The sequence below is a fragment of the Mesobacillus boroniphilus JCM 21738 genome, from assembly GCF_000517385.1.
Classification (GTDB): domain Bacteria; phylum Bacillota; class Bacilli; order Bacillales; family Cytobacillaceae; genus Mesobacillus; species Mesobacillus boroniphilus.
Genome location: NZ_BAUW01000070.1, coordinates 1 through 20,242, shown reverse-complemented (window position 1 = coordinate 20,242; position 20,242 = coordinate 1). Strand labels below are relative to the sequence as shown.

Genomic DNA, 20,242 nt, shown 5'->3' with positions numbered 1-20,242 from the left:
GGGGCTGGCAAGCCTATTTTTTATGCAGTTAGATTCTGCACAAATTCCTCGCAAACCTCTGTACTTTTATTTTGCAATAAACACAAGTCATCTCAAATTACTTAAAAGAAAAGGTTTCTTATTGAACTATAGAAGCAGTTTAGTCGAAGAGAATCCAACAAATTTAAACACGAAGGTTAGAAAATAAATCTACACTTTTAATAAACAATGAAAAAAGCATATATCCACTGTCTGTGGATATATGCTTTTTCTATGTGCACGACGCACTCTGAGGATATAGTTTGTCCCAAAGTGGATTTTAAAGGTTTTATTTCAAAACCAATTCATCTTTATGTGGATCAATTTCCTGCGTGGGTCTCATTTTTTAAGATAAATAAAGATGTTTTAGATAGAATTGGGGGAGCTTGTTCTAAAGTCTAAAGGTAGAATGCTAAACCAAAAATGAAGAACAGGGCTACAATTATGATTTTCCCAATTGACTTTCTTAATTCGATACCCATGCCAATACATAAAATAGTAAAGACTATAAAGGCCAAATTATTTAGGTATTCTATTTTGGGTCCAAACTTATCCAAAATTAATACTAAAACTGCAACCACTGCTAACACTTTCCAAAACACCTTAAACCATTTGGACTCATTCTTAAGAGCCATTTTTATCACCTTACCTAATAGAATTTTCCCAACTACTCAATATTATGAATATTATATCATTATAGTATAATTCGATATATAATTTAAAAGTACCAAAAAAATTCCAAAAGATGGGGGTAACATGAAAAAGATTTTGACAGTCGTTACATCTTTGGCACTAGCAGCTTCATCATTTTCTACAGTTGGATTTGCATCGAGTGCTTCTGCGAAAGGTAAGCCAGTAATTGAAGAACAGAAAGAGGAACCGAAAACGGTCAACTACACAGTTGTCACTGAGTATGATGAAAACGGTATAGCAATTTCTGAAACTACCATTACAGAAGGTGACATGGAAATTGCTTCGGATAGTGATGTTGAATTATTATCTAGTGGGTTAGACCTCGAAGAAGGCTCAGCAATTGATGATCCACAGTATGCTTATGTAGACCCAGGAAGCATGAATTATTATTTTATTGATTCTTTTACTGGTTCGTCAACCTTTTTAGATAAGTTGTCAGAATGGTCAGCGAGATTTGCAGCGGCTACTATTCCAGCTATGCTTACTAAAAGTACTTGGGTAGCTGGAGCGTCATCAGCAACCTTTGAAACATTTTATAATCCATCAGCGACTCGGTACTATAAAACTAATATTTATCAAGCAAAGGATACTTACTGGTATTATGGAAAACATATCAGTTATCAGTATTCTGACAGTGCAAGAACTAATCTCACAAAAAAAGTTGAGTTTCTATCAAAGACAGCTCGGTAATGAGGAAGAACAGGAGTTGAAATCCTGCTCTTTTTTATATACCTACTTCTTATGATTTAGGTTTTCGTAGCCAGTGTGGAGCAGGGGAAAAGATGGAGATAACATCAAAGTCTTACCTATTGCTATTAAACTATAGGGCGCTAGTTGAACAACAATATTATATAGTTGTTGTGGTAAATGAGGTCATTTGTTGTACAAAAAGGATAGATGGATACAGGTATTATTCCTGTTCATCTATCCTTTTCTTTTATACCTATAAAATGTGTGACATTATAATAAAGTATTTATTTAAAAGGTATACTAGATATCTTCTTGACTTTTAATAAAATAATATAAAAGTTATTTTTTGCGGCTCTTCGCCATTTAGTGTTGGTATAACAACTTACTAGACCCCGACGTCATATCATTCAATAGTATAGTAGGACTGCTATTAGTAGAATAAAGACTAAAACCGGACAAGGGAATGAGCTCAATTGCTCACTCTGCATTCACCACCTGTTACATGAATAACAACCCCAATGAGCGGGCATACTTATTCTTGGACAAGGGAATGAGTTCAGTGGCGAGCGATGCATGGCTCCATACTGTTACTCATTCTTTTTCTTTGTAGGTAAACCTACCCTTGCTTATGTGGCTCCACCTTGATTATTAATTTATTGGCTGTTGCATAGATCATCGCGATAAAGTTTTTAATTGTCCTGTATCCCCTGGCTTTACGCTTGGCGGCTTGAACTAAACTATTAATGCCTTCAAGAAGACCGTTGGTCATTTTGGAAACAAACCATCTAAGAATACCCGGTTCATGTTTCTTAAGTGTTTGAGCAACTTTTACCATTGGCTCCAGTTGTGAACGAATTGCCCAGTCATACCACTCTTGGAAATAAAATATGGCAAACGAATTGGACTTTGTCCATAGTTCTTGCAAGGCAAGTTTTATTCGATAAGCTCTAGCTGTTTTAAGGTTGGTGTCCTTAAGTTTCAGAATTTTTTCTTGTTGGTCTGCTTTCAGGTTTTAATGGGAACAGACAAATTTAGCGCCTCGTTTAAAATCTAAATATATGTCTAGGGTAAGATCTTTTTGATTCAATTCATAATCCACAACATACCATGGATCTTCAATATTTAACGCTTTTTGAAACACGCCATATTCCTCATTAAAGTCTTCCATTTTGGGCCACCTCGGATTATAATATTTCAATCTATTATCCATTATGGCAGGTCTATGAAACTTTAAACCAATACAATTTGGCGAGGAAGCTTTTTTGCTTTAGTTTACTTCCTTTGAACCAACCTAGTCAACCACATTTATCCAATTCGATGAAAAATACAGGTGAAAAAAAACGTTGTCAAAGTAATGTTCACATTTTCTCTATTGACCTCTTGTTTATATTTCATTTTAAATTAGGATAAACAACGGACGGAAAAGGTGGAGATTTTGTGGCCGGCCAGGAAAATCCAATCAATTTAACTTATGAGATGAGCGAATTAATTAAAGTATCAGATAGAATCATTAAATTTAAAAAAGGTGAATTTTTATTCCGCGAAGGACAGGAAGCAAAAGAAATGTTCATAATACTGTCGGGTAAAGTGCAGATTTCAAAAATGAACGCGGAAGGGAAAGAATTGTATTTAAGATTATGTAATGAAAACGATATTGTAGGTGAGTTAACGCTCTTTACGGTAGGTCCTCGATATTTATTCAATGCAAAAGTTGTCGAGGATGGTGAAGCGGCAGCTGTAAATATCGAGAACCTGGAGCATACATTGTTCAACAACAGCAAGCTTGCTTACCAATTCCTCAAATGGATGAACGACCATATACGAAAAACGATTACTAAATTCCGCGACCTTGTCCTGCACGGCAAAAAAGGAGCTTTGTATTCAACCCTTATCAGGCTGAGCAATAGTTACGGCATTCAAAAAGACGATGGCATTCACATCAACGTATCGATCACGAATCAGGATTTAGCAAATTATTGCGGAACTGCCAGGGAGAGCGTCAGCCGCATGCTTGGGGAATTACGCGATGAAAGGATTATCTCCATAAACAAAAAACGAATTATCATTCATGACCTGGACTACTTAAAACAACAAATCGACTGTGAAAATTGTCCGATAGAGTATTGCAATATCGAATAATTAGGAATCCTCTGAAGTCTGGTGATTCAAGCTAGGGGTCTATTTCAGCCTAAGTCGTACCCTTTTGCAGCCTTTCCGCTTCTCATAAGGGTACCTTTCGCTTTCGTTCCGTCCAATACCCTTAAGCTGCTTCTCATAAGGGTAACTGCCCACATTAATGGCACAAGCTCTGTTTTAATCGAGTCTGCCTACCAGAGAAAAAAGGAGGCCTTTATAGGTCTTCGTTTTCATATGGTTCCTTACAAGAATACTGGGAGAATTATGGGCAGGAACAACGAAGTTATTATCGCGGCCATACCCATTGCTGCTCCTGAAACGGCACCCTGCAACTCTCCTTCCCTGGCAGCTTCAGCTGTACCAATTCCGTGAGCAATGGTGCCGATTGCCAAGCCTCTCGAAAAAGGGTCTAGTATTTTCATGGTGTTCATAAGAAATGGGCCAATCATCGCCCCTAGCATACCTGTGATCATGACGAACGCAGCAACCATTATCGAGTCTGCTCCTATGATCCTGGCAACCTCCGAAGCTACAGGGATTGTGATTGACTTAATCGTCAAAGAAACTAAGATTAAATCTGATAAGTTAAGCAAATACGCTATGAACACAGCTGAGAGAATAGTCGAGACAATTCCTGCTATAAGACCAAATAAAGCAGGAACCGCGTAGGATGAAATGATCTTTCTTTGCCGATATAACGGAACAGCTAAAGCCACAGTTGCAGGTCCCAGAAAATAGGTCATAATCTCACTTGCTGGTTCATATTTCTTATAAGGTATATTCATAAACAGCAATACGGCAATCACAATCACTGTACTTAAAAATACCGGGGATGTTAGCGGAGATGGATATTTACCCGCAGCCTTTCTGGCGAGAAGGTATGCAAGCAAGGTTATGAGAATGCTAAAGATCGTCAGCAGAATTTGCACTTTCCTTCTCCCCCTTACGTTTTATCAGTACATTTGAAGCGCCTCCCGCAAACACCATGCCTATTATAGCGCTCAAAACTAATATAACAGCAAGTTGAATGCCATTTTCAGCAATAAGTCCCCCCAGAGTCATCAAACCAACTGAAATCGGCACAAAAAAGAATGAAAGATGCTTGACGAGAAAATCCGCCGCTCCTTCAAACCATTCAAGCCGGACTACCTTCGTCCATAACAGCACGAAAAGTAGAATCATTCCCAAAACATTACCTGGAATACGCAGCTCAAACAGCTCTACAATATAAAAGCCGGCTTTGTTTATCAGGATCAACCCTGTGATCTGCAATAAGTATTTCACGATTTTATCAGCATTCAAAGAATAATTCCCCTTTATATTTCCCTAGACGTTGAAATTGTTTTACAATTCATTATAAATCTCATTCGTTATATTGCAAGAATATTCACTTATCTTTTTTGGAAGCTGTATATTAAACATAGTTCACACAATGTCCATATGATTTTCCTCATATTTCTTATATCTTTATATGGGGGAGGATTGTGTTATGAAAAAAATCTATCTTATCAGTTCACTTATTGTATTAATAGGAATTACATCTGGCATCTCATTTTTTCTAATCCGGGATGCGAATGCACAAATTCCAGAGGACATTACGCTTGTCACCATGGACGAAGAAAACTATACTTTCGGTGAAGAAACAGAGACTATCAAGCTTATAGAATTCATTTATACTCATTGTCCTGATATCTGCCCGACAACAACCCAAAAAATGAACTTGCTTCGCAAAGACTTAATCCAAGAAGGTGTTTACGGTAAGGACGTACAATTTGTAACTATTACAATTGATCCGTACCGGGATACACCTGAAGTTTTGAGGAAATATATGGATAACTTCGGACTTGAAAACGACGGAAATTGGATTTTCTTGACAGGTGATCCAGCAGACACTTTGGAAGAACAAAAGAAAATCAAACAGGTTGCCGATACATTCCAGTTTCAGTACCGGGATCCTGGAAATGGTTTTTACGTCCACAGTACATTTACTTACCTGATTGATAAAAACAACAAATTCATAAAAAAATTCCCGATGGGGGAAGATTTTAATAAAGATGATGTGTTCGAAGAAATAATGAACGAAATATAAGCATACAAAAGCGGTCCTTTGCACCGCTTTTGTATGCTATTTACCGTCCAGATTAAGCTTATCATTATGACTTTTAGATGAGAATGAGAATCATGAAGGGTTCTGCATAATGAGGAGAGCCTGTCTATCCCTTAATGTGAATTCACCGTTGTGGGATGTTTCTCTGTTTTTTGCAGGGAGAAAAATTCTGATTTTGGCTTAGTGAAGCTGACTTTTATCCCTGATTCCTTTAGTCGGTTAACAAAATCAACCAGCTGCTTTTTAGCCATTTTAAAAGCTCCTTTATCCATCTTTGTCTATTATTATTTTACATGAAAAATATGAAAAATGTGTGAAAACGAGCAAAAAAATTGACATCAGCCAGCAAAAAAAATCACGAATTTCCCAATAGACACCCAGTGGAGATTGTGATAATTAATATGCAAACTATCCAGATTACTTCCTACTCTTGCCTTTTCCCAATTTGACTCCATTCAAAACACCATTTACACAAAAAAACGTCATTCTACCTGCCCTCATCTTTAAAAAGAATTCGCTCATAGCAGTCAAACATGTTATAATCTTTGGGATATATATTAATGGAGGCTACTAAATAAATGATTACAGTTCAAAATGTCGGCTTGAGATATGGTGACCGCAAGCTTTTTGAAGATGTTAATATTAAATTCACTCCGGGAAATTGCTATGGCCTGATCGGAGCAAATGGTGCAGGCAAATCCACTTTCCTTAAAATCTTATCAGGTGAAATTGAAGCGCAAACAGGAAATGTTTCAATGACACCTGGTGAGCGTATGGCTGTTTTGAAGCAGAACCACTTCGAATATGAAGATGTCGAAGTGCTGAAAGTCGTTATTATGGGACATGCCCGTTTGTATGAAGTCATGCAGGAAAAAGATGCGATTTACATGAAGGCAGACTTTACAGATGAAGATGGCATGAAAGCTGCAGAGCTTGAAGGTGAATTTGCTGAGCTTAATGGCTGGGAAGCAGAATCCGAAGCAGCGATTCTTCTTAAAGGCCTTGGTATTGGCGAAGAGCTTCATGATAAAAAAATGGCTGATATTGGCGGCGGAGAAAAAGTAAAAGTACTTCTTGCCCAAGCTTTATTTGGTAAACCTGAGGTTCTTCTTCTCGATGAACCGACGAACCACCTTGATATCGCTGCAATACAATGGCTGGAAGAATTCTTGATCAATTTTGAAAATACCGTTATTGTCGTTTCCCACGACAGACACTTCTTGAATAAAGTTTGTACGCATATAGCGGACCTCGATTTCGGTAAAATCCAGCTTTATGTCGGAAATTATGATTTCTGGTATGAATCCAGCCAGCTTGCATTAAGAATGCAGTCAGATACGAACCGTAAAAAGGAAGAGAAAATCAAGGAATTGCAAGCGTTCATCGCACGTTTCAGTGCAAACGCATCTAAATCCAAGCAAGCTACTTCACGTAAAAAATTGCTTGATAAGATCTCTCTCGATGATATCAAACCATCATCCCGTAAATATCCATACGTTGGATTTACTCCTGACCGTGAAATAGGTAATGACTTATTAAGAGTTGATGGAATTACCAAGACGATTGACAGCGTAAAGGTTTTGGATAATATCAGCTTCATCATGAATAAAGATGACAAAATTGCGCTTGTTGGGAAAAACGAAATAGCGATCACGACACTTTTCAAAATCCTTACAGGTGAAATGGAACCAGATAGCGGAACTTTCAAGTGGGGTGTGACGACATCCCAGGCATATTTCCCTAAAGACAACTCGGAGTTCTTTGAAGGCTGTGATCTTACCCTGGTGGACTGGCTCCGCCAATTTTCACCTAAGGATGACAGCGAGAGCTTCCTTCGCGGATTCCTTGGCCGTATGCTATTCTCCGGTGAAGAAGTTTTGAAAAAAGCAAGCGTACTTTCCGGAGGCGAGAAAGTCCGCTGCATGCTTTCTAAGATGATGCTATCTGGAGCAAATGTCCTTCTGCTGGATGAACCAACGAACCACCTGGATCTTGAATCCATCACTGCCTTGAACAACGGCATGATCAATTTCAAGGGTTCAATGATCTTTTCATCCCATGACCACCAGTTCATTCAAACTGCGGCAAACAGAATTATGGAAATCACTCCATCAGGATTGATTGATAAGCAGATGACCTATGACGAATACCTTGAAAATGAAGAGCTTCAAAAGCAAATTTCAGAAATGTATGCTTAAACACCAAAACCCTCGGACAGCATCCGAGGGTTTGATTTTTGCTTCTTAAAATGCCACTAACCTTTTTTTTGCTTTTTTCGCGAAGAGGAGGAGGTCCTGCTTCCGGTTTCGCTAGTTGTAGTCCCCTGCCCTTCTACTTGTGATGAATTCAACCCAATAGTCGAAGGATCCTTTTTCCTTATATTACCCATATCTGCACCTCCCATTGATCATTAGTATGCCCTTCTATTGTCTGGTGATTGGTATATTTTATACCTGCGCCGGACAACTTAAATTAAGTGAGGAGGTGTTATTGATGGCAAGAGTTGGTGTAGAACAATCACTTACTAATATTTCAGAAGCTTTGCGCGAAAGAGGCCATAACGTCGTTGAATTGCGCTCTGAAGCCGATGTACAAGGCTGTGATTGCTGCGTGGTTTCTGGTATCGATTCAAACGTAATGGGTATGCAGGATGCCTCGATCCAAGGATCAGTCATTGAAGCAAATGGCCTTTCCGCTGACGAGGTTTGCAGGCAGATTGATCAAAAAACTGGACAGAATCAATAATATTTATGAAACTGCCAACTGGCAGTTTTTTATTTTACATCCTCCTTACTCCCCAATAACTCGAATCAATGATAATTTCACCAACTTGTGATATTTTTTGTATGTAGCATCCTTTTTATTTCGATATAATCAGTTATAACTATTGTAAATGTTTAAAAGGGTCTTTGGAAAGGATGTCTTGATTGAGAATAATACATATTGTTTTTTCCGCAGCCCTCCTACTCTTCATTACGGGTTGTGCGGATGACAGTGAATCAAACCCAAATGAACTTACAATTTCTGCAGCAGCAAGCCTCCGTGATGTTATGGAAGAAGCTGGGCAACAATATATGAAACAAAATCCAGAAATTAAAATTGTCTACAATTTTGGCGGATCCGGTTCTCTGCAGCAGCAAATATCCCAGGGTGCCCCGGTAGACATGTTTATTTCCGCGGCTGAGGATAAATTCGATTACTTACAATCCAAAAAGCTTATAGACGAACAACACAGCGTAAGGCTTCTTAGAAACGAACTTGTGTTGATCACACAAAGTGATAACAAGAATATCGATTCAGCAAAATCACTAACTAACGAAAATATTCATAGAATCGCCCTGGGCACTCCCGAATCTGTTCCTGCAGGCATGTATGCTAAACAAGCATTGCTGTCATTGCAATTATGGGGAGATCTGGAGAATAAAATCATTCCCACTAAAGACGTCCGCCAGGTTCTTTCAAATGTTGAAACAGGAAATGTTGATGCTGGCATCGTATATAAAACAGATGCACTCGTTTCCGATAAAGTGAAAATTGTCCCTTTGGATGGAAAAGACTTACATGACCCGATTGTTTATCCTGTTGGTGTCATTGCCGGAACTAATCATCCTGAAGAGTCTATCGACTTCTTCAATTTCCTAAAAGGACCAGAAGCAATGAAGATTTTCAAAAAATATGGCTTTACAGCAGCATTGGAATGATTTTTATGAGCAGTGAGTTCTGGAGCCCGATTAAACTTTCCCTTGAAATTGCCTCAGTGTCGGTAGTATTTGTATTTTTATTCGGCATATTTGCTGCAAGGTTTATGGCAAGGAGGCAGTTCTTAGGTAAAACAGCCGTAGAAACGCTGTTAACATTGCCTTTAGTACTCCCTCCTACTGTAGTTGGGTTTCTATTGATTGTCATCTTTGGCATAAATAGTCCGATTGGAAGATTAATTGAAAATGTTTTCGGCAGTCCCCTTATTTTCAGCTGGTGGGCAGCTGTTATCGCTGCATCAGTCGTAGCCTTTCCGTTGATGTATCAATCAGCCAAGACAGGGTTCCTATCGATTGATCCTGGCGCGGAGGAAGCGGCGAGGGTAGATGGAGCAAATGAGTGGAAGGTTTTTTTATATGTTACTCTTCCCCTATCAGCAAAAACATTGATCACAGGACTTATTTTAAGCTTTGCCAGAGCGCTGGGTGAATTTGGAGCAACCCTGATGTTTGCCGGCAACCTGCCTGGAAAAACACAGACCGTCCCAACGGCAATCTATGTAGCTCTTGAGTCCGGAAACATGCAGTCAGCCTGGCTATGGGTAATTGCCATGGTTGGAATATCGTTCCTAATGCTCCTGTCGACTTCATTATTAAAACACTAAATGGAACATACCGATTACCCAGCCTTTATGAACAGCTTATCCTCTGATTGGAAATTCCCCAAACAAAGCGGATAGTAAAAGCCATGGATCCTCCATGGCTTTCTTGCATTCTATTAGACCCTAAATTGGTGTATTCACTCATGGTCCTGAAAAGGACAAAATCCAGGTTATATTATCCTCTTATTCAAAGGTTACAACGAGGTTGATGGGTTCCCTGATCTTCTTTTTATCCTTGTCAACTAAGTCCCCTGAGAGAATTTCCACTTTATCGAGGTTTTTGAGGTCATCCACGATAAATCCAAGGTTTCCTTGCTTTTTTTGTCCGGCTACAATTTCACCATGTAATTCTTCCAGGTAAAAATCATCTTCCCATGTCTTGTGAATTGAATCATTGATATTCACCATTGCCACCGGACCAAAATGATAGCTTTCGCTGGAATTATTGTGTACTTCAACCCCAATTTTAACAAAATCAAATTCTTCATCATGTGTATATGGATGGAAGAAATCAATCAGGCTGTAATCAGGAATAAAGTGCAGCAACTTAATTTCTTTAACCTTATATTCAATGCCATCGAGCTTGAATGTTTTATTGACTTTTTTAACTGCCTTAAGGGTTAATTCTCCTTTATCGTCAATTAAAGAATCCTCTGCTTTTTTTAGTTCCCTGTCATCTGAAACTTGCGGATTCGGTACATACACGTCTGTATTTTTATTTACTGGTTTCTCCGCAACAGTTTCAACAGGATTCGTTTCCTCTTTTGAATCAGCCTGTGCAAATGAACAGCCTGTCAGCATTGAAACAGCTAGCATTAATTGCAGATATTTTTTCATTTTATGAAAACCCCTTTTCAGAAAATCTCCCGCAGATCCAAGGTTCAGCGGGAGATTATCAAATTAATTATTTTCTTTTGCCATTTGCAAGGATATCAAAAATGTTTTTCGCATTGTCAGTATTGTCGATTTGTCCGTAGAAACGCTCTTTTCCAGGACCGAATGCATATGCTGGGACGTCTTCACCAGTGTGTCCACCTGTTGTCCACCCGGTGTGGGAGCGTTTATCGAAAATCTGTTCAATAGCATTGTCAATATCCCTGGCTTTCTTTGTTGGAGCAACGTCTTTTACGGATTGAACCTCTTCTGCAGTCAACTCAGGGAGACCTACAGATTTAAAGTCAATATATTTTTTTAGTGTATCTTCAGCATCAGCACCGTTAGCAATTTCTGCAGCCATGAAATCTGGAGTGCGTTTTGCAGCTTTGATCGGTGCTCCAAACCAGTTATAGATTCCATCAGCACCAATTGAATATCCGCCAGTTGAATGGTCAGCAGTCGCCACAACTAATGTATGCTTATCCTTCTTAGCGAATTCGATTGCTGCTTTGTACGCTTTCTCGAAATCTTCCATTTCGCTCATGGCAGCAACTATATCGTTGTCATGTCCAGCCCAGTCGACCTGGCTGCCTTCTACCATCAGGAAGAAACCATCCTTATCCTTGTTTAAACGTTCGATTGCTGTTTTAGTCATATCTTCGAGGGAAGGAGTCGCTTCATTGCGATCGATCATCTTGTCCAATCCACCTGGTGCAAAAAGGCCAAGTACTTTTTCGTTTTTGTTATTTAACAGGTCCTGTTTGTTCGTTACATAGCTATAGCCATCTTTCTGAAATTCCTCTGCCAGATTCCTGTCATTTCGAACAAAGTTACTTACTCCCCCGCCAAGCATTACATCGATTTTATGCTCACCATTAACCAGTTCATCATAATAATCGTCTGCAATACCATTCATATTTTTGCGGCTTTCATCATGCGCACCAAAGGAGGCTGGAGTGGCATGCGTAATTTCAGAAGTAGCTACAAGGCCAGTAGCTTTGCCGTTTTCCTTGGCCGCTTCCAAAACTGTTTTTACTTCTGAACCGTCATTATCCACTGCAATCGCATTATTGTAAGTTTTGATCCCTGCCGACATCGCTGTTGCCGCCGAGGCAGAGTCAGTTACGTTTTGTTCAGTGTCTTCGGGGTAAGTCATCTGGCTACCCACAAGGTATTTGTCAAACTCAGTCTTCTCAACTTCTGTAGTTTCAGGGTTGTCCATCAAGTAGCGGTAAGCCGAAGTATAAGTAACCCCCATTCCATCACCAATTAAGAAAATAACATTCTTAATTTCTGCACGGTTATCTTTTGTTTTGTTTTTTGCTTCTGCGTCAAAAGTCCCTGCTAAGCTGCCGAACGCTACAGTTGATAGAACAGCGATCGGGAGAATCTTCTTTTTAAAATTTGCCTTAATCATTACAAGACCTCCAGAAATGTTATTTACTACGCCTTTTAATATAATGGGAAACTATTAATCTGTTATTAATACAATGTAAAAAACCATTGTGTTTATGTTAAGGCTCTTCACAATTCCTTCATTTAACTTTTGGAAAATAAAAATAGCAGGTGATCACTCACCTGCTACGAATTCTTCTGTTCTTTTTTTGTTTACGGTTCAGTAGCCATGCAATAGCCGCCAAAGTAAATAACGCTGCACCTAGTAAGGTATTCATCGATAGCATCCCGCTTTGCTCAGGCTGTTCTGTGGTTTCCTTCACTTCTGGTTTCTTCTCAATCAAAGGCTTTAATTCAACAGAATGAATCGTTTCCCCGCTGCCGTTCTCAACTCTTAATACTCCGTCCTCCTCTACCACCCGATTACTCTGTCCGTTCGGCTCAGTCAAGTAAAGATCTTCATCCGCCTTGAATTTGAGATTGCCGTTATTGAATTTCTCACCTTTCCTGATTTGAACTGAATGAAAATTGGCAAATCCATAATCGAAAAGTTCGGCAGTATCTTCATAAATTTTACGTTTGTATTCTGATTTCAATAAGATGGCTGTCAACTTCAACTTCCCGTTATCAGCAGTGGTAGCAAGCGTTTGCTTCGACTGGTCCACAAAACCTGTCTTCCCGCCCGTTACTCCTTCATAAGGAATTTCGCCTTTTAGCATCCGATGATGGGAAAGAATCGTAGTATCCCAAGACTCCCCATCCCACTCCAATTGTTTGGTGCCAAAAATCTCCCGGAAATCAGGATTGTTCATTGCATAGTTTAATATCAAACCAAGTTCCTTGGCGGTTGTATAATTATTTTCATCAAACAGACCATGCGGGTTGACGAAATGAGTATCTTCAACACCAATATTGGTCTTCAGGAACTTATTTATATTTTCAGAGTAACTTTCTAAAGAACCGTCCAGGTGAATGGCAATTGCCAACGCGGCATCATTTCCTGAGTTGATCAGCATTCCCTGAACCAACTTCTTCAAAGACACCTTTTCGCCAGGATTTAAATAAACTCTTGTACCATCGATATTCTCAATTTCTTCACTAACAACGACCTGCTCATCCAAGTCAGCGGTTTCAATAGCGTAAATAGCAGTTGCAATCTTTGTCAGGCTCGCAGGATACATCCTCGTTTCTTCATTTTTCCCGAATAGTATGGCACCCGATTGGGTGTCCATCAAAACGGCGGCCTCAGATGTTAAGACAGGTTCATCTGCCTCTGCTTTAACAAATTCAGCAGAAGAATTCATACTTACAAATAACAGCATAAACAGGGCCCAAAATCTCCTCATCAAACCACATCCAGTGTCCTATTCTTTTCAACTATTTTAACAGAAACTTGTCGATAGATGTTTAGTGTTATAATTTTTTAATCAAACTGGAATAATCGGAAAAGTTTGTAAAGATTTAAATCCCTGGCCAAATTGGTAAAGCACTTAAAAAAGTACTAGTGAAGCTTATTAGAGGTTGAATAAGCGAGATTGTGGAGACTGATACGATTTTTTGAATATCAGGGTGCAAACCAATTGGAGGGCCATAAAGCCAATTATTTTAAATTCTGGTTAACAATCATGGGTATTGGCGATCGTAAATAGGTGATATCAATAAAACAGGTCACCGATATACCATCGGTGACCTAATATAACTTCCTTTTAAAACAATTGACTGGCATTCACAGCCTATCACTTTCACCGACAGGGATTATTCAATTCCGCTCGTTAAATACGATATTTTCGAGATAGGAAATATATACATCATCCCTGGCAAGTGCTGCTCCATATTCTCTTTTCACAAAGCGTTCGGCTGCTTCAAAACTGTCAAAGGGGCCATGGCGCTCTTTACTTTCCTGCTGAACAAAATATCGGGTACCATCCGTATAAATCAGATACAATTCACGGTCACGATTCTCATACAGACATCCATTTTTCGAACCCTTTAGATTATAGGTGTTTTTAAAAGCGTCCGGCTTGATTGGTTCCAGGGGGAATGCCTGTTCAATATAACGGTGATAAGCTTTCTTATTCATAGAGCATCCAGATGCTTTGGCGTGTCCGCCCCCGCCAAATTCACCAGCGACAGCAGAGACGTCTACGTCATCATGAATTGTTCTGAAGCTTATTTTCTTTCCTCCCAAGTTCAAAATCGCTATATAATCCAGATGTGGATACTCCTTGCCCAGCTCGTTTCCTAATTCCGAGTGATAGGATTCAGCATGAACGACTCCGCCGTATAAACCATCATTTTCAATTTGGATAATTTCCCGCTTTTTCCTCCTGATATATCTTTCGATTTTATCTTCTTCCATTTCGAGGAGCTTTTTTTCAAAATCATCATAATCAAAAGAATCTCCAGATGTCAGACGAGGAACCATCCGCTCTTCAAATTCTTCTATAGAAACCATAAAAAACAGGTCGTTCAAATTCTTGGCTTTGAAATTCTTGAGGATGTCCCAGTCCCAGGTATCATATTGCCTGACAAGCTCAACAAACTCATCAAGGGATCCATTTTTAACGAGATGATTTCCCTCTACTAAATAGTCATATACGAGTGATGCAGCGCTTGTCAGTGTCCCCGAGTCATATTCTACTTTTACCAAACCCCAGCTATAATCATTGAAATGCAATGCTGTTTTATGGTGGTCAATCAGCTTTGCCATTCCCCCATCTTTAACAAACTGATTGATTTTTTCAGTGACTTCATGATTGACAGATAAATCTGTTATGTATAGATGATCTTCCTGTTTCATCCGGTCATTCATTCTCTCGAAATATTTCTCCACCTGAAAATTAAGTCCAGAAACAGAATTATATCGGATATCGGCTTTGTCACCGAATGCGAGCCTGAATAGAATTCCGCAGGCCACCCCATCCAAATCATTATGAGTAAATAAACGGTACATATTGTCCTCCTTAGTTTTCATCTAATCTATAGTTTGTTTTTGCCCTGATAATCTATACTAGAGAAAATCAAAAAATTAGACAAGTTCAGCATGGGGACGAGCATAGATATTTATAGAGGATAGTAAGGAGGTGAAAACATGCATTTCTTTGTGTTAAAAAGAAAAACATTATATTTCTTTGGCCTAATCGTTTTTATTGCCATCATCGGTTCTCTTTGGCTGGGCCTAAAGCCCGATGCCACTCCGGCATTAGGTGGACAAAATGAACAAATCCGCGAAATTCACATGGTGACAGGCGAGTTCAAATCTACCACGGATGATGGCAAGGAAATTGAAGCATACCGGTGGGATCCAGGAACAATCTTTTTGGAAAAAGGTGAAAAGGTTCGTTTGAAGATACTGGGAGTCAACGGAAAAGAACATCCTTTCATCATAGAAGGAACAGATATAAAATGGGTAGTAAAAAAAGGTGAAGAAACAGTCGTCCCTTTACAGTTTGATATAGAAGGAACCTACAGGCTGATTTGTCTGACTCATCCTTCAGCTGAACATAATGGGCCAATGATCGCTTATATCGTTGTTGATTAATCTATGCCCTTTTCTCAAACTTCGTTGCTATAAAATACAAAATTTGATTGAATTACCTATATTCCTTCCTTTAAGTTGACGCTTCTTATGAGAAAAGAGCATGCAAACTTAATACCGACATGCAAAAAGGGGATATATTACTTTAAAATCAGCTTCAGGATTTTAACAACACTCTTTACGAAAACAGCCTTAATCTAAAAGGAGAACAGGATATTGCATCCTGTTTTTTCTTGTTTTTACGCTATGAAATTGACACAAAACATACATAACACTATGAACACGGTACTAAATTTCCTGATAGAATTATATACATAAAGAAATTCTTATATAACAGAACCAGAAAACCTTAAAACAATTATAGAACAGTTTTCAAATTCACAAGCAGACATAAGACCAAAACATATATAAATATTGTATTGTTCATAATTTCACAAATATGTCACACTCAAACTGTTATATCCGTAGTATAATAAAAGTGTGGTAACTGTTATATAAACATCTACTTTAGAGGTGAATTTAAATGGAACAATGGAAAGGCTTTAAAAATGGTGCTTGGCAGGACGATATCAATGTTAGGGACTTCATTCTAAAAAACTTCTCTGAATATACCGGTGATTCCAGCTTCCTTGAAGGCGCAACTGAGGAAACGCTTCATTTATGGCAGCAGGTAATGGAATTAACAAAGCAGGAACGTGACAACGGCGGTGTTCTTGATATGGACACCAAAGTGGTATCCACCATTACATCCCATGGGCCGGGCTATCTTGATCAGAACAAAGAAAAAGTTGTAGGCTTCCAGACCGATAAGCCATTTAAACGCTCTATGCAGCCTTTTGGCGGTATTCGTATGGCTAAAGCTGCATGCGAGGCATATGGTTATGAATTGGATAAAGAGGTAGAAAAGATTTTTACTGACTTCCGTAAAACGCATAACCAGGGTGTATTCGATGTTTATACAAAAGAAATGCTCCAGGCTCGTAAAGCTGGAATCATCACTGGCCTGCCGGATGCTTATGGACGCGGCCGCATCATTGGCGACTACCGCCGTGTAGCTCTTTATGGTGTAGATTTCCTGATGGAACAAAAGAAGAAAGATCATGGAATGACAAGCAGCGTCATGACTGAGGGCACGATGCGCCTGAGGGAAGAAATTTCTGAGCAATACCGTTCATTGAATGAATTGAAGCAGCTTGCCCAGAGTTATGGCTATGATATTTCCAAGCCAGCATCCAATGCAGTGGAAGCATTCCAATGGGTCTACTTTGCATACCTTGCAGCAATTAAAGAGCAGAATGGAGCTGCAATGAGCCTTGGCCGTGTCGCAACATTCCTGGATATCTATATTGAAAGAGATCTGCAAAATGGAACACTTACTGAAAAAGAAGCACAGGAAATTGTCGATCATTTCGTCATGAAGCTTCGCCTGGTAAAATTTGCGCGTACGCCTGACTACAACGAGTTATTCAGCGGTGACCCTACATGGGTAACTGAGTCAATTGGCGGTATGGCACACAACGGGCAATCGCTTGTAACGAAGAACTCTTTCCGCTTCCTTCATACACTTGATAATCTCGGACCTGCTCCAGAGCCGAACCTGACAGTGTTATGGTCGCCTGCCCTGCCTGAGAACTTCAAGAAGTATTGTGCTGAGATGTCAATCAAAACGAGCTCAATCCAATATGAAAACGACGACTTGATGCGCTGTGAATATGGCGATGACTACGGAATTGCCTGCTGCGTTTCGGCAATGGAAATCGGTAAGCAGATGCAATTCTTCGGAGCACGCGCCAACCTGGCAAAAGCTTTGCTTTACGCAATCAATGGCGGTGTCGATGAAAAATTAAAGATTCAAGTTGCTCCTGGCTTCAGCCCTATTACGTCTGATGTCCTTGACTATAAAGAAGTAATGGCAAAATTCGATAATGTAATGGAATGGCTTGCTGGCCTTTACATTAATACTCTTAATGTCATTCACTACATGCATGATAAATACAGCTATGAAAGAATTGAAATGGCGCTGCATGATACAGAAGTCCTTCGCACAATGGCAACTGGAATTGCAGGCCTAAGCGTAGTAGCGGATTCATTGAGTGCAATCAAGCATGCACAAGTAAAAGTAATTCGTGACGAAAACGGCATTGCCGTTGATTTTGAAACAGAAGGCGACTTCCCTAAATACGGAAACAACGATGACCGTGTTGACAGCATCGCAGTTGAACTAGTGAAAAACTTCATGACAAAGCTGCGCAAGCACCCAACATATCGCAATTCTGTTCATACAATGTCAATCTTAACGATCACTTCAAACGTCGTTTATGGTAAAAAGACAGGTAATACACCGGATGGAAGACGTGCTGGCGAGCCATTCGCGCCAGGTGCAAACCCAATGCATGGCCGCGATACTAAAGGAACACTAGCTTCCCTGTCATCTGTTGCAAAGCTTCCATACAGCTATGCGTTGGACGGAATTTCAAACACATTCTCCATCGTGCCAAAAGCGCTTGGAAAAGATGAAGACAGCCGTACAAATAACCTGGTTTCCATCCTTGATGGGTATGCTATCAAAGACGGTCACCATTTAAACGTAAACGTGTTTAACCGGGAAACTCTGTTAAATGCGATGGAGCATCCTGAAGAATATCCGCAGCTGACAATCCGTGTATCTGGATATGCAGTCAACTTCATCAAGCTTACACGTGAGCAGCAGATGGATGTAATCAACCGTACTTTCCATGAAACCATGTAACTAATACAACTGTAGAGAAACAGTAGTTGCCCTCCTTCCGCATGGCGGGAACTCCTGTTTTAATGAAAGGAGAAATCATCATGATCGGAAACATTCATTCTATTGAAACCTTTGGGACTGTAGACGGACCTGGGATACGCTATGTCATCTTCACACAGGGGTGCCTGCTGCGCTGCCAGTTTTGCCATAATGCAGATACCTGGGAGATCGGCACAGGCAAACAGATGTCTGTTTCCGAAATCATTGATGATCTTAAATCCTACCTTCCTTTTATTGAAGCATCTGGCGGTGGCATCACAGTAAGCGGCGGTGAGCCGCTTTTACAGATTCCTTTCATTACTGAACTTTTCAAGGAGTGCAAAAAACTCGGAGTGCACACCACCATTGATTCTTCAGGAGGATGTTATTCAACCGCTCCTCTTTTTCAGCAGCAGCTGGCAGAGCTGTTGAATTACACTGACCTGATTCTTCTAGATTTAAAACATATCAATAGGAAAAAACACATCAAACTGACAGGAATGGCAAATGATCACATCTTGGATTTCGCCCTTTTTTATCTGACCATCCAGTTCCAATTTGGGTTCGCCATGTACTGGTTCCTGGTGTCACAAATGAAATCGAGGATCTCACCAAATTAGGCGAGTTTATTGGCACTCTGGGGAATGTTCAAAAACTAGAAGTCTTGCCGTATCATAAGCTGGGAGTTTATAAATGGGAAGCATTAGGGCTCGAGTACCCTCTTAAAGATGTTGAACCCCCTTCAGACGATGAAGTGGATAATGCATATAAACTATTGACAGCCCATATTGCAGTGAATTAACAGCAGGTTACTTGCCTGCTGTTTTTTTCTGCATACTATTTTGATATTTTTTTAGTATCATAGTATTACTAGTTTTAGTGGAGGTTCTTTATGTATCAACTGTTTACAGAGATCAGCAATTTTTTCAGCGGACCATTCTTCACCCTTGTGAACCAGACTGAACAAATCCCTTTATTGGCAAGCTTCCTACTAGGCATTGTTGGCGCTCTCGCTCCATGCCAGCTGACAGGAAATCTCGGTGCAATCACCTACTACGGCAACCGGAGTCTGCAAACGAAAAGCCAGTGGATTGAGATTATGTTTTTCCTCTTGGGAAAAATATTGGTCTTTACACTGCTAGGCCTCGCAGTCTGGCTAGTCGGTCAGAGTTTCCAACAAGTTTTGCCGGGGTTCTTTTCCTGGTTCCGCAAGCTGATGGGCCCTCTTTTCATTTTGATCGGCCTGTCACTTATTGGCCTCTTCGCATTTAATTGGATCAATCGCTTCACTTCTGTATTGCCACAATGGACAGGCAGCGGAAAAACAGGGTCGTTTTTGATGGGAGTAAGCTTCTCAATCGCATTCTGTCCTACGATGTTTTCCTTATTCTTCTTTACTCTGATGCCGATTGTCCTTAGTACATCCTACGGAGCAGTCCTGCCGTCTGTTTTTGCCATTGGCACTTCCATCCCGCTGATTATCTTTGCAGTTGTAATTTCGTACATCGGCCTGAATGGGGCATTGTTGAAAAAAAGTCGCAAGCTGGGTTCAGTGGTACAGAAGATTGCCGGGTACATTTTAATCATCGTTGGAATATTTGATACAGTCACTTATTGGGGGTTGTAAAATACTTCACTGAAAAGCTGTCACAATAATGGGGG

General features: G+C 39.9%; 19 protein-coding genes and 3 pseudogenes. 12 read left to right on the top strand and 10 right to left on the bottom strand.

Translation table 11 applies throughout. The features are described 5' to 3' along the window. Positions 1 to 187, top strand: a 187-nt coding sequence (locus JCM21738_RS26050; RefSeq protein WP_243463049.1) for a hypothetical protein, incomplete at its 5' end; no start/stop codon positions are given. A gap of 587 nt (positions 188 to 774) precedes the next feature. Next, positions 775 to 1,401, top strand: a complete 627-nt coding sequence (locus tag JCM21738_RS16320) for a hypothetical protein (RefSeq protein WP_023627794.1) — start codon at positions 775 to 777, stop codon at positions 1,399 to 1,401. Between the two features lie 616 nt (positions 1,402 to 2,017). On the opposite strand, the pseudogene JCM21738_RS16315 reads toward JCM21738_RS16320, so the two are convergent. Beyond that, positions 2,018 to 2,413, bottom strand: a pseudogene (locus JCM21738_RS16315) (ISL3 family transposase); the annotation flags it as partial. 9 nt (positions 2,414 to 2,422) lie between these two features. Further along, positions 2,423 to 2,569 (bottom strand): annotated as a pseudogene (locus tag JCM21738_RS24475) (ISL3 family transposase); the annotation flags it as partial. Between the two features lie 308 nt (positions 2,570 to 2,877). Here JCM21738_RS24475 and JCM21738_RS16310 point away from each other — a divergent pair. Continuing rightward, on the top strand, positions 2,878 to 3,540 hold the full coding sequence (locus JCM21738_RS16310; RefSeq protein ID WP_031308529.1) for a Crp/Fnr family transcriptional regulator: 663 nt from the start codon (positions 2,878 to 2,880) through the stop codon (positions 3,538 to 3,540). A 239-nt stretch (positions 3,541 to 3,779) separates the two neighbouring features. Here the strand turns inward: JCM21738_RS16310 and JCM21738_RS16305 are convergent, their stop codons facing one another. Further along, positions 3,780 to 4,466 (bottom strand): LrgB family protein, encoded by a 687-nt coding sequence (locus tag JCM21738_RS16305; RefSeq protein ID WP_023627790.1) that lies wholly within the window; start codon positions 4,464 to 4,466, stop codon positions 3,780 to 3,782. Next, positions 4,441 to 4,839, bottom strand: coding sequence for a CidA/LrgA family protein (locus tag JCM21738_RS16300; RefSeq protein ID WP_023627789.1), 399 nt, complete (start codon positions 4,837 to 4,839; stop codon positions 4,441 to 4,443). Before JCM21738_RS16300 ends, JCM21738_RS16305 begins: the two co-directional genes overlap by 26 nt. A gap of 187 nt (positions 4,840 to 5,026) precedes the next feature. Between JCM21738_RS16300 and JCM21738_RS16295 the strand changes: the two genes are divergently transcribed. Further along, positions 5,027 to 5,626: an SCO family protein gene (locus tag JCM21738_RS16295; protein ID WP_023627788.1), complete on the top strand. Its 600-nt coding sequence runs from the start codon at positions 5,027 to 5,029 to the stop codon at positions 5,624 to 5,626. A gap of 131 nt (positions 5,627 to 5,757) precedes the next feature. On the opposite strand, the gene JCM21738_RS24815 is transcribed toward JCM21738_RS16295, so the two are convergent. Further along, positions 5,758 to 5,895, bottom strand: coding sequence for a hypothetical protein (locus JCM21738_RS24815; RefSeq protein WP_023627787.1), 138 nt, complete (start codon positions 5,893 to 5,895; stop codon positions 5,758 to 5,760). Between the two features lie 327 nt (positions 5,896 to 6,222). On the opposite strand from JCM21738_RS24815, the gene JCM21738_RS16290 reads away from it, so the two are divergent. Continuing rightward, on the top strand, positions 6,223 to 7,842 hold the full coding sequence (locus JCM21738_RS16290; RefSeq protein WP_023627786.1) for an ABC-F family ATP-binding cassette domain-containing protein: 1,620 nt from the start codon (positions 6,223 to 6,225) through the stop codon (positions 7,840 to 7,842). A gap of 56 nt (positions 7,843 to 7,898) precedes the next feature. Here the strand turns inward: JCM21738_RS16290 and JCM21738_RS23480 are convergent, their stop codons facing one another. Continuing rightward, positions 7,899 to 8,033 (bottom strand): YuzL family protein, encoded by a 135-nt coding sequence (locus JCM21738_RS23480; RefSeq protein WP_023627785.1) that lies wholly within the window; start codon positions 8,031 to 8,033, stop codon positions 7,899 to 7,901. Positions 8,034 to 8,137: 104 nt separating this feature from the next. On the opposite strand from JCM21738_RS23480, the gene JCM21738_RS16285 reads away from it, so the two are divergent. The 3 genes from JCM21738_RS16285 to modB all read left to right on the top strand — a co-directional run bounded on the left by JCM21738_RS16285 (position 8,138) and on the right by modB (position 10,007). Continuing rightward, positions 8,138 to 8,389: a YkuS family protein gene (locus tag JCM21738_RS16285; RefSeq protein WP_023627784.1), complete on the top strand. Its 252-nt coding sequence runs from the start codon at positions 8,138 to 8,140 to the stop codon at positions 8,387 to 8,389. 182 nt (positions 8,390 to 8,571) lie between these two features. Beyond that, entirely contained in the window at positions 8,572 to 9,345 is a 774-nt protein-coding gene (modA, locus tag JCM21738_RS16280) for a molybdate ABC transporter substrate-binding protein (protein WP_023627783.1), read from the top strand. Between the two features lie 5 nt (positions 9,346 to 9,350). Continuing rightward, positions 9,351 to 10,007, top strand: coding sequence for a molybdate ABC transporter permease subunit (gene modB / locus JCM21738_RS16275; protein WP_031308525.1), 657 nt, complete (start codon positions 9,351 to 9,353; stop codon positions 10,005 to 10,007). A 180-nt stretch (positions 10,008 to 10,187) separates the two neighbouring features. Here modB and JCM21738_RS16270 read toward each other — a convergent pair whose 3' ends face one another. The 4 genes from JCM21738_RS16270 to JCM21738_RS16255 form a co-directional block, all read right to left on the bottom strand. Beyond that, complete coding sequence (locus tag JCM21738_RS16270; RefSeq protein ID WP_023627781.1) at positions 10,188 to 10,841, bottom strand: DUF4352 domain-containing protein; 654 nt, start codon at positions 10,839 to 10,841, stop codon at positions 10,188 to 10,190. A 67-nt stretch (positions 10,842 to 10,908) separates the two neighbouring features. Further along, positions 10,909 to 12,297 carry an alkaline phosphatase gene (locus tag JCM21738_RS16265; RefSeq protein ID WP_023627780.1) on the bottom strand — a complete coding sequence of 463 codons (1,389 nt, stop codon included), beginning with the start codon at positions 12,295 to 12,297 and terminating at the stop codon, positions 10,909 to 10,911. Between the two features lie 157 nt (positions 12,298 to 12,454). After that, on the bottom strand, positions 12,455 to 13,621 hold the full coding sequence (locus JCM21738_RS16260) for a D-alanyl-D-alanine carboxypeptidase family protein (RefSeq protein WP_023627779.1): 1,167 nt from the start codon (positions 13,619 to 13,621) through the stop codon (positions 12,455 to 12,457). A gap of 413 nt (positions 13,622 to 14,034) precedes the next feature. Next, positions 14,035 to 15,228 carry a DHH family phosphoesterase gene (locus JCM21738_RS16255; protein ID WP_023627778.1) on the bottom strand — a complete coding sequence of 398 codons (1,194 nt, stop codon included), beginning with the start codon at positions 15,226 to 15,228 and terminating at the stop codon, positions 14,035 to 14,037. 138 nt (positions 15,229 to 15,366) lie between these two features. Here JCM21738_RS16255 and JCM21738_RS16250 point away from each other — a divergent pair, with 138 nt between their 5' ends. From JCM21738_RS16250 to JCM21738_RS16235, 4 genes and pseudogenes are all read left to right on the top strand, one after another. After that, positions 15,367 to 15,816, top strand: coding sequence for a cupredoxin domain-containing protein (locus JCM21738_RS16250; protein ID WP_023627777.1), 450 nt, complete (start codon positions 15,367 to 15,369; stop codon positions 15,814 to 15,816). Between the two features lie 520 nt (positions 15,817 to 16,336). Continuing rightward, on the top strand, positions 16,337 to 18,562 hold the full coding sequence (pflB, locus tag JCM21738_RS16245; RefSeq protein WP_023627776.1) for a formate C-acetyltransferase: 2,226 nt from the start codon (positions 16,337 to 16,339) through the stop codon (positions 18,560 to 18,562). Positions 18,563 to 18,642: 80 nt separating this feature from the next. After that, positions 18,643 to 19,382: pseudogene (gene pflA, locus JCM21738_RS16240) on the top strand (pyruvate formate-lyase-activating protein). A 90-nt stretch (positions 19,383 to 19,472) separates the two neighbouring features. Beyond that, positions 19,473 to 20,207, top strand: a complete 735-nt coding sequence (locus tag JCM21738_RS16235; protein WP_023627774.1) for an urease accessory protein UreH domain-containing protein — start codon at positions 19,473 to 19,475, stop codon at positions 20,205 to 20,207. Positions 20,208 to 20,242: the final 35 nt, after the last annotated feature.

Bases quoted from the DNA above. Each gene is read 5' to 3' on its own strand.
- JCM21738_RS16255 (WP_023627778.1), bottom strand. From the start codon at position 15,228: ATGTACCGTTTATTTACTCATAATGATTTGGATGGGGTGGCCTGCGGA.
- pflB (WP_023627776.1), top strand. From the start codon at position 16,337: ATGGAACAATGGAAAGGCTTTAAAAATGGTGCTTGGCAGGACGATATC.
- JCM21738_RS16235 (WP_023627774.1), top strand. From the start codon at position 19,473: ATGTATCAACTGTTTACAGAGATCAGCAATTTTTTCAGCGGACCATTC.
- JCM21738_RS16310 (WP_031308529.1), top strand. From the start codon at position 2,878: ATGAGCGAATTAATTAAAGTATCAGATAGAATCATTAAATTTAAAAAA.
- JCM21738_RS16260 (WP_023627779.1), bottom strand. From the start codon at position 13,621: ATGAGGAGATTTTGGGCCCTGTTTATGCTGTTATTTGTAAGTATGAAT.
- JCM21738_RS16320 (WP_023627794.1), top strand. From the start codon at position 775: ATGAAAAAGATTTTGACAGTCGTTACATCTTTGGCACTAGCAGCTTCA.
- JCM21738_RS16270 (WP_023627781.1), bottom strand. From the start codon at position 10,841: ATGAAAAAATATCTGCAATTAATGCTAGCTGTTTCAATGCTGACAGGC.
- modB (WP_031308525.1), top strand. From the start codon at position 9,351: ATGAGCAGTGAGTTCTGGAGCCCGATTAAACTTTCCCTTGAAATTGCC.
- JCM21738_RS23480 (WP_023627785.1), bottom strand. From the start codon at position 8,033: ATGGGTAATATAAGGAAAAAGGATCCTTCGACTATTGGGTTGAATTCA.
- JCM21738_RS16290 (WP_023627786.1), top strand. From the start codon at position 6,223: ATGATTACAGTTCAAAATGTCGGCTTGAGATATGGTGACCGCAAGCTT.
- JCM21738_RS16265 (WP_023627780.1), bottom strand. From the start codon at position 12,297: ATGATTAAGGCAAATTTTAAAAAGAAGATTCTCCCGATCGCTGTTCTA.
- JCM21738_RS16295 (WP_023627788.1), top strand. From the start codon at position 5,027: ATGAAAAAAATCTATCTTATCAGTTCACTTATTGTATTAATAGGAATT.
- JCM21738_RS16250 (WP_023627777.1), top strand. From the start codon at position 15,367: ATGCATTTCTTTGTGTTAAAAAGAAAAACATTATATTTCTTTGGCCTA.
- JCM21738_RS16285 (WP_023627784.1), top strand. From the start codon at position 8,138: ATGGCAAGAGTTGGTGTAGAACAATCACTTACTAATATTTCAGAAGCT.
- JCM21738_RS24815 (WP_023627787.1), bottom strand. From the start codon at position 5,895: ATGGCTAAAAAGCAGCTGGTTGATTTTGTTAACCGACTAAAGGAATCA.